The 8,583-nt window shown below is 66.5% G+C and carries 7 protein-coding genes; 3 read left to right on the plus strand and 4 right to left on the minus strand.

What is annotated here, in order from left to right:
* Positions 1 to 797: 797 nt before the first annotated feature.
* Positions 798 to 1,634, plus strand: coding sequence for a bifunctional allantoicase/(S)-ureidoglycine aminohydrolase (locus F3J14_RS31740; RefSeq protein WP_126226180.1), 837 nt, complete (start codon positions 798 to 800; stop codon positions 1,632 to 1,634).
* A gap of 328 nt (positions 1,635 to 1,962) precedes the next feature.
* Here F3J14_RS31740 and F3J14_RS31745 read toward each other — a convergent pair whose 3' ends face one another.
* Positions 1,963 to 3,159 carry an SH3 domain-containing protein gene (locus F3J14_RS31745; RefSeq protein ID WP_166726289.1) on the minus strand — a complete coding sequence of 399 codons (1,197 nt, stop codon included), beginning with the start codon at positions 3,157 to 3,159 and terminating at the stop codon, positions 1,963 to 1,965.
* A 243-nt stretch (positions 3,160 to 3,402) separates the two neighbouring features.
* On the minus strand, positions 3,403 to 4,197 hold the full coding sequence (locus tag F3J14_RS31750) for an aminoglycoside phosphotransferase family protein (protein WP_166726290.1): 795 nt from the start codon (positions 4,195 to 4,197) through the stop codon (positions 3,403 to 3,405).
* Between the two features lie 215 nt (positions 4,198 to 4,412).
* Here F3J14_RS31750 and F3J14_RS31755 point away from each other — a divergent pair, with 215 nt between their 5' ends.
* Both F3J14_RS31755 and F3J14_RS31760 read left to right on the plus strand, forming a co-directional pair.
* Positions 4,413 to 6,530 carry a PBP1A family penicillin-binding protein gene (locus F3J14_RS31755; protein WP_166726291.1) on the plus strand — a complete coding sequence of 706 codons (2,118 nt, stop codon included), beginning with the start codon at positions 4,413 to 4,415 and terminating at the stop codon, positions 6,528 to 6,530.
* 8 nt (positions 6,531 to 6,538) lie between these two features.
* Entirely contained in the window at positions 6,539 to 7,150 is a 612-nt protein-coding gene (locus tag F3J14_RS31760) for a trimeric intracellular cation channel family protein (protein ID WP_166726292.1), read from the plus strand.
* A 38-nt stretch (positions 7,151 to 7,188) separates the two neighbouring features.
* On the opposite strand, the gene F3J14_RS31765 is transcribed toward F3J14_RS31760, so the two are convergent.
* Positions 7,189 to 8,010 (minus strand): heme ABC transporter ATP-binding protein, encoded by an 822-nt coding sequence (locus F3J14_RS31765; protein WP_166726293.1) that lies wholly within the window; start codon positions 8,008 to 8,010, stop codon positions 7,189 to 7,191.
* Between the two features lie 19 nt (positions 8,011 to 8,029).
* Positions 8,030 to 8,583 (minus strand): iron ABC transporter permease (locus tag F3J14_RS31770; protein WP_166726294.1); only part of this gene is annotated, 554 nt, incomplete at its 5' end.

The following is an 8,583-nucleotide window of genomic DNA, read 5'->3' on the forward strand; positions in this document are numbered from 1 at the left end:
TGGCGCGGCCGTCGGCGGTGGCGCGGGCGCGGCGCTGGGCGGCAACATGTCGCGCAGCTCGTACGAGCGCGATCACGGCGATCGCGGCTATCGTCACCGCAAGCATCGCCATCACCGCGACTGGGACTGATCGCCGCGGGCGCGGCACGGTGCGCGGCTTGCGCACCGGCACGCCCGACACGTCGGCACTCGATCCGACAGCCGGCCCGGCGGCCTCAGCCGGGCCGCCGTCGCCGGCAAGACCGGCGCTTCATCCCCTCCGCAGTTCATGCCCGGCCCCGCTCGACGGGTTGGCACATTCCCTCCCGCTGTACCTTTCCCGCTGATAGACGACATCGCCAATTGCATTGACATGCAACCGGCCGATCGACGCGTTGCCGCCCGCCGTCAGGATTTCCCTGATGCACCGAACGTGCGCGACACGCGTGCACCGACCCTTGGGGGCGCTGGCGGGTAGTGCGAAATCGAATGGATGTCATCGCAACATTTAATTGGTCGATCGAAATCGACTTCGCTATCGTCAATGCTGCCCGCGTACGGAATCGAACCGTGCCGTCCCCCGTGCCCCGCCGCATGACCCCGAGTGTCCGCGGCCCGGCCGCCGGACCCACAAGCATGGGTCGCCCCGCCCGCTGAACCGGGCGGACCCGTCGCGAAGCCTGGCCGACCGAACGAAGGCGCCCGCGCTTTCAAGCCACCCCGGCAACGATGTCCCGCCGCCGCATGCGTGCCCCACGCGCGTGCCGCGCTTGGCCGTTGCGACCCGGGGCCGGACCAACCCATTGCCTGGATGCTTTATGTCTAAGACAACGTATTACGCGCCGCATGGCGGCCACCCGCCGCAGACCGATCTGCTGACCGATCGCGCGATGTTCACCGAGGCGTACGCGGTCATTCCGAAGGGAGTGATGCGCGACATCGTCACGAGCTGGCTGCCGTTCTGGACGAACACGCGCCTGTGGGTGATCGCGCGTCCGCTGTCGGGTTTCGCCGAAACCTTCTCGCAGTACATCGTCGAAGTGAACCCGGGTGGTGGCAGCGACAAGCCGGAGCAGGACAAGAACGCCGAAGCCGTGCTGTTCGTCGTCGAAGGCGAGGCGGAGCTGACGTTGCAGGGCACTAAGCACACGCTGAAGCCGGGCGGCTACGCGTTCATTCCGCCGGGCGCCGACTGGACGCTGCACAACGTCAGCGATGCCGCCGTGCGTTTCCACTGGGTGCGCAAGCACTACCAGGCCGTCGACGGCATCGCGCTGCCCGAAGCGTTCGTGACCAACGAGCAGGACGTCGAGCCGATCCCGATGCCGGGCACCAACGGCGCATGGGTGACGACGCGCTTCGTCGACATGAGCGACATGCGTCACGACATGCACGTGAACATCGTGACGTTCGAGCCGGGCGGCGTGATTCCGTTCGCCGAGACGCACGTGATGGAGCACGGCCTGTACGTGCTCGAAGGCAAGGCCGTCTATCGCCTGAACCAGGACTGGGTCGAGGTGGAAGCGGGCGACTTCATGTGGCTGCGCGCGTTCTGCCCGCAGGCGTGTTATTCGGGTGGCCCTGGGCGTTTCCGATATCTGCTGTACAAGGATGTGAACCGTCACATGAACCTGACGTTGAATCCGGCGCGCTGAACGTCGCGCAACGTCGGATAGGAAAGCCCGCCGGTGGAAGCCGGCGGGCTTTCTATTTCAGGTGTTCGTTGATTTACGGGGAGGTTGCTTGTCGAGCCTGGACAGCCTTTCAGACAATGGCTGTTCCTGGAGATACAATTGCCCACCGTATCTACCAAAGTTGTCGAGGCGCACGAACAGCTGTTTCGGAAACTTCAGACTCTATTTGGCATGATTTCCCGACCGTCAGGCCCCGCGTCGGGTTGAGTGCGCTCAAAAGGGGAAAACCTGAGAGCGAGGAGCGCGATGCAGTGGTTGCTGATATCGGCGACGCGCCTTGCGTATAACTCTAGGCGATCTTGCTCACATAGCGCGAGTACACCCAGCCGTGGACTACGGGTGACTCGTCATCGACAGTCCACACGACGGAAGACCACGCTTTCTGCCTATCGAGCAGCATAACCACTTGCCCGAGCGCGAGATTCCCAACAGCCGGAGACTTGCTCGATGGGTGAGTGTGTACTTCCAGCGCCCCTTTCGAAACGAACCGGAACGACTGAAGTTGTTCCCGATCTGCGGCATAGATCAAGGTTTTTTTTCGGACGTTCTGTTTGACCTCGCGCGGCGAGGTAGGGCGGTAGTGTTCCTCAAGCGCCCGTTTCACGTAGAAATCGGCGACGGGATTCAGGATCATGTAGATCGCGCCGATTAGAACCGGAACGATAAAGAGCACCACAAAGGCCTTAAGGCGTGAGTCCTTCATCGACTCGATTTCGTCAACAATCGTCTTCACGAACGGAGCCATCCTGGCTTCTGCCTGCTGTGCGGCCCGGTCGATGGCCCTGTCAACGATTGCTTGCACATCAGCGATGTCCCCAACTGTCATCGATACGGGGGCCGGCGGATTCGTCGCAATCAGACGGGTCGCCGATTCGACGAGCCCATTTGAGCTCATCGCTTCAACCACTTCACCGAGTTCCACGATGGGATTGGCGACCCTCCATGTCCTCAGTAAGTCGGTGAACTTGTCAGTCTCCAAATCTTGCAGCTGCTTGGTCACGTGCAGGTTGGCATAAGCAGATTCGAACGCCTTCACCGAAGCGACGAACGAAGGCTCCAATCTAAGCGCGCCGATCTGCCGTTGCCACCCGGTATCGAAGGAAGCCTGAAGCGCCTTGATCTGCTGTCCCACCCCGGTATCGAAGGAAGCCTGAAGCGCCTTGATCTGCTGTCCCACCCCGGTATCGAAGGAAGCCTGAAGCGCCTTGATCTGCTGTCCCACTCCGTTGTCGAAGGAAGCCTGAAGCGCCTTGATCTGCCGTCCCACCCCGTTGTCGAAGGAAGGCTGGAGCGCTTTGATCTGGTGTGCGAAACCAATGTCGGCTTTCAGCGCATGCACTGCCTTGAAGGAAGATATCACCGAGGGTTCGAACTTAAGGGCGTCGATCACTTTAAGTTGCTGGGCCAAGTTCGCGGCGTGCATCGGCCACATCATCTTCGGGTTGGCAACCGATCCCTCCGATTTATCTACCGGTCCCTTTTTCATTGCAATTTTTCCTCGAATTACTCTACATAATTGCCTAAAGCCTAGGCTCGTCTCCGGCGCATGTCGATTTTATCGGATTGGCCGACAATGCCTCGTTGCTATGTCGTGTCTCGGGATGAGAACCGCCATTCGAACTGTAGGTTTCAAAGTGACCGAACGATTTCTAATGGCCGAGCGCCGCCAATCTTCACCGCATTCGCCCGAAATTCCCGAAGAACCCGTTCTCATGGCCGATGCGTATCGCTATCGGTCGAGCACGGCCGCCGCCAGCCTCGCGACCTGCAGCCGCGTATCCGGCGGCAGCGCATCTTCCATCATCCAGACTGCCGACAAGCCGGCCCATGCGAGGATCCATTGCAGCAGCCGGCGCCGGTCGATCCCCGCCACTTCGGTGACGAGCATGACGCGACGCGCGAAGCGCGCCGGATCGACCGCGATGTCGTGCGTGGGATTGCAGAACAGGTTCGCGTAGTCGAACGCGCGGTCGCCGCGCAAACCCTTCGGGTCGATCGCAAGCCAGCCGCGATCGCCGAAGTGCAGCACGTTGCCGTGATGGATGTCGCCGTGCAGCACGACTTCGTCGGCGGATTGCACGGCCAGCAGCCGATGCGCCGCCGCGGCCGAACGGCGCAGCACGTCGTCGTCCGTGTCGTGCGACAGCAGCGCGTAGAACCAGTCGTGCAGCGGCACGACCGCGGGCGGCGCCGGTGCGCGATGCGCATGCAGCCGCGCGACGGCAGCGCACGCGATCCGGATCGCATCGTCGTCGTGGCCCGCGGCGGACAGGCCGGCGAGCGTCGGCGCCGGCTGCGCGCGCTCGAGCAGCACCGCGTCGCTGTCGTGCAGCCACACGCGTGCGGCGCCGTCCCCGTTCCACCAGGTCATCAGCGCATTGCCGCGGCGCTCTTCGTCGCAAGTGGCGACTTTCAGCATCGCGGGCCGCGCGCGCCAGATGACGGGCAGCACGCCGCCGCTCGCGGTCAGGATCGGGCCGCCGTCGGGAACGAGGTCCCACAGGCGCAGGTACGTGTCGAACATGCGGACGATGGTACAGGCGAACCGGCTCATCCGCAGCGGGGTTCGACCGGCGCCCCCGCCGGCCATGCGCATCCTTTCCTAAAGAAAATTTAGCCAGCCAAACTTTGGCTAAAGAATGTTCCGGTATTCCGGCATCCCTTCGACAATGCGCGCCTTCCGTGACCGACGGGCGCCGCTCGAGCGCCCGCGGTCGCCGCATCGAAGAAGGAGCCCGCATGACCGACCACACCGCCACCCCTCCGCCGCCACCGGCGCCGCCTCCCGCATCGCCGCGCCGCCGTACATGGCGCATCCTCGCGGGCGCGCTGCTCGGCCTGACGCTCGCGTGCGCGGGCATCGGCGCATGGACGATCGACCGCATCTGGACGCAATTGCCGTCCGTCGAACGTCTGGCTGCCTACCGTCCCGCACTGCCGCTGCGGATTTTCTCGCGTGACGGCGAGCTGCTGGCCGAGTACGGCGTCGAGCGCCGCGAGTTCGTGCCGCTCGAACGCATTCCGCCGCTGATGCGCCACGCACTGCTCGCGGCCGAAGACGCGAAGTTCTATCAGCACGGCGCGATTGATGTCGGCGGCCTCGCGCGCGCGACGTTCGCGAACCTCGTGACGGGGCAGCCGGGACAGGGCGGCAGCACGATCACGATGCAGGTCGCGCGCAACTTCTACCTGACGCGCGACAAGGTGCTGAGCCGCAAGCTCGCCGAGATCCTGATGGCGATCAAGCTCGAGCGCGAATACGGCAAGGACAAGCTGCTCGAGCTGTACATGAACCAGATCTATCTCGGCGAGCGCGCGTACGGTTTCGCGGCGGCCGCGAACGTCTATTTCGGCAAACCGCTCGACGCGCTGAGCGCGGGCGAGGCGGCCGTGCTCGCCGGGCTGCCGAAGGCGCCGTCCGCGTTCAATCCGGTTGTCAATCCGGCGCGCGCGACCGCGCGGCGCAACTACGTGCTCGGCCGCATGCATGCGCTCGGCGAACTCGACGATGCGACCTACCGCGCGGCGCTCGCCGCGCCGATCACGCTCGCGACCACGCCGCCGCCCGGCATCATCGCGGCGCCGTACGTCGCGGAGCGCGCGCGCCGGATGATGGTCGAGCGCTTTCGCGACGATGCTTACACGCTCGGCCTCGACGTGACGACGACGATTTCGATGCGCGACCAGCGCGCGGCCGAAGCTGCGCTCGACCGCACGCTGAGCCGGCAGCCACGCGCGAAGCGCGATGCGCGCAACGGGCTCGAAGGTGCGCTCGTGTCGCTCGATGCGGCCACCGGCGACATGCTGGCGCTCGTCGGCGGCGCGGATTTCAACGGCAGCGTGTTCGACCACGCATTGCAGGCGTATCGCCAACCGGGGTCGAGCTTCAAGCCGTTCGTCTATTCGGCAGCGCTGGAGAAGGGCTATTTCCCCGGCGTGCTGGTCGACGATACGCAGCGCACGCTCACGCATGCGGAAACCGGCGCGCGGCCGTGGCGTCCGCGCAATTTCGGCAATCGCTACGAAGGTTTCATCCCGGTGCGGCGCGGGCTCGTGCGCTCGAAGAACCTCGTCGCGGTCAACCTGATGCAGGCCGCCGACGCACGCTACGTGCAGCAGCACGCGGTGGGCTTCGGTTTCGACGCGCAGCGCAATCCGGCGTCGCTGCCGCTCGCGCTCGGCGCGGGCGCCGTGACGCCGCTCGAACTCGCGAGTGCGTACGGCGTGTTCGCGAACGGCGGGATGCGGATGGTGCCGCGGCTGATCCTGTCGGTGAAGCAGCGTCATGGCGGCGCGCTGTACGACGCGCCGGCGCCGGACGGCACGCGCGTCGTGTCGGCACGCAACGCGTTCGTGATGAACAGCATGCTGCGCGACGTCGTGCGGGCCGGCACCGCGCGCGGCGCGCTCGCGCTGCGCCGCGACGACGCGGCCGGCAAGACCGGCACGTCGAACGGCTCGAAGGACGTATGGTTCGCGGGCTATTCGTCGGGCATCGTCGCGGTCGCGTGGCTCGGCTACGACACCCCGCGGCCGATAGGGCGCGCGACCGGCGCGACGCTCGCGCTGCCGGTCTGGCTCGACTACATGAAGACGGCGGTTGCCGGACGTACGCCGGCCGAGGCAACGCCGCCGCAGGACCTCGCGCTCGTCGACGGCGATTTCGTGTACGCCGAATACACGCGCGGCACCTGCACCGCTGACGTGCCGCCGTACATCCGCAGCCGCTTCGCGTGCGGCGGCGCGTCGGCGTCCGATGCGCCGGACGCGCACGGCAAGCGCGACGAGCCGATGCCCGCGGCCGTCGATGCGGCCGAGCGCGAACGCGTGCTCGACCTGTTCCGTACTGAGGACTGAGGCGCGCGATGCATACGCTTTATCTGATTGCGATCGTCGCGGAAGCGATGTCGGGCGCGCTGATGGGAATGCGGCGCGGGATGGACCGCTTCGGGCTCGCGCTCGTCGGCGCAGTGACCGCGCTCGGCGGCGGCACCGTGCGCGACGTGCTGCTCGGCCACTATCCGCTCGGCTGGATCGCGCATCCCGAGTACCTCGTGATCACGCTCGCCGCGGCGACCGTCGCGTCGTGGGCCGCGCGGCACGTCGCGCGCATGAAGGCGCTGTTCGTCACCGTCGATGCGATCGGCCTTGCGGCGTTCACGATCATCGGCTGCGACATCGGCGCATCGACGGGCACAGCGCCGATCATCGTCGTGCTGGCCGGTGCGATCACCGGCGTGTGCGGCGGGATGCTGCGCGACCTGCTATGCAACGAGATGCCACTGATTTTGCGCGAGGAGCTGTATGCGAGCGTCGCGTTCTTCACGGGGACGTTGTATGTCGGGATGCAGTATCTCGGCATCGACGCCGGGTTCGCGACGGTGGTCGCGCTGGCGACGGGCTTCACGATGCGGATGCTTGCCGTGCGGCTCGGATGGAAGATGCGGACGTTCGGCGCGGCGGACGTCGGGCATTGAGCGACAGGGCGGCCAGCATCGCACGGCACGCAGCGGCTTTACGCCGGCACCATGACGGGCGGCGACCCGTCTCCGGTTTCCACCATCTTCACCGCGAATCCATAGCACTGCGCGATATGGGCGGGTGTGATCACGTCGCGCGGCTTGCCATGCGCGACGATCATCCCGTCGGCGAGCATTGCGATCGTATCCGCGTGCCGCGCGGCGAGGTTCGGGTCGTGCACGATCGCGAGCACACCGAGTTGCCATTCGCGCGCAACGGCGCGCACGGTGTCGAGCAGTCGGTGCTGATGCGCGAGGTCGAGCGCGGCGGTCGGCTCGTCGAGCAGCAGGTAGCGCGGGCCCCGTTCCGGCGCATCATCGTCTGGCCACAGCTGCGCGAGTACGCGCGCGAACTGCACGCGGGCAAGTTCGCCTCCGGACAAGGTCGTCACGTCGCGACCGACGAGCGCATCGGCGCCCGCGCGTTCGAGCGCCTGCCACGCGATGTCGCGATCGCGGTGCGACGTCGCACCACCGCGCCGCGCATGCGGATAGCGGCCGAGCAGCACGATCTCGTCGACGCTGAACGGAAACGCCGGCTGCGCGGCCTGCGGCAGCACCGCGCGTAGGCACGCGAGCCGCTGCGTGTCGATGCGCGCAAGCGGTTCGCCGTTCAGCGTGATGTCGCCGGTCACGCGCACGCCGTTCGGCGCGACACTGCCGGTCAGTTCGCCGGCGAAAGTTTTCAGCAGCGTGCTCTTGCCGGCGCCGTTGCGGCCGAGCAGCGCGGTCACGCGGCCGGGTTCGATCGACAGCGACAGGTCGCGCAGAATGACGTTGTGTCGGCGGGCGACGTCGAGGTGGTGGGCAGTCAGCATGGTCGTCGTGAAGAAAGGATTACCCGCCGAGCGCACTGCGGTTCTTCCACAGCAGCACGAGGAAGAACGGCGCGCCGAGCAGCGCGGTGAGCACGCCGAGCGGAATTTCGGCGGGCGCGGCAATCGTGCGCGCGGCAAGATCGGCGGCGAGCGTCAGCAATGCGCCGAGCAGCGCGGCGCCGGGCAGCACGACGCGCTGGTCGGGGCCGCACGCGAGGCGCACGCAATGCGGCGCGACGAGCCCGATGAAGCCGATGATGCCCGCGCACGACACGAGTGCGCCGACCGCGAGCGCGACCGCGACGAGCACGCGCCGTTTCAGCCGCTGCACGGGCACGCCGAGATGCAGCGCTTCGGTTTCGCCCAGCTGCAGCGCATTCAGCGCATCACGTTCGCGCGCGAGCAGCACGCAGCCGATTGCGACGCACGGCGCGACGGCCGCCAGCGCGGACCATTGCGCGCCGCCGAGGCTGCCGAGGCTCCAGAACGTCAGCGAGCGCAGCTGCGCATCGTCGGCGACGAACGTGAGCAGCCCGATCGCCGCGCCGACCAGCGCGTTGATCGCGATGCCGG

It is taken from the genome of Burkholderia sp. Tr-862 (assembly GCF_011753085.1).
Classification (GTDB): domain Bacteria; phylum Pseudomonadota; class Gammaproteobacteria; order Burkholderiales; family Burkholderiaceae; genus Burkholderia; species Burkholderia ambifaria.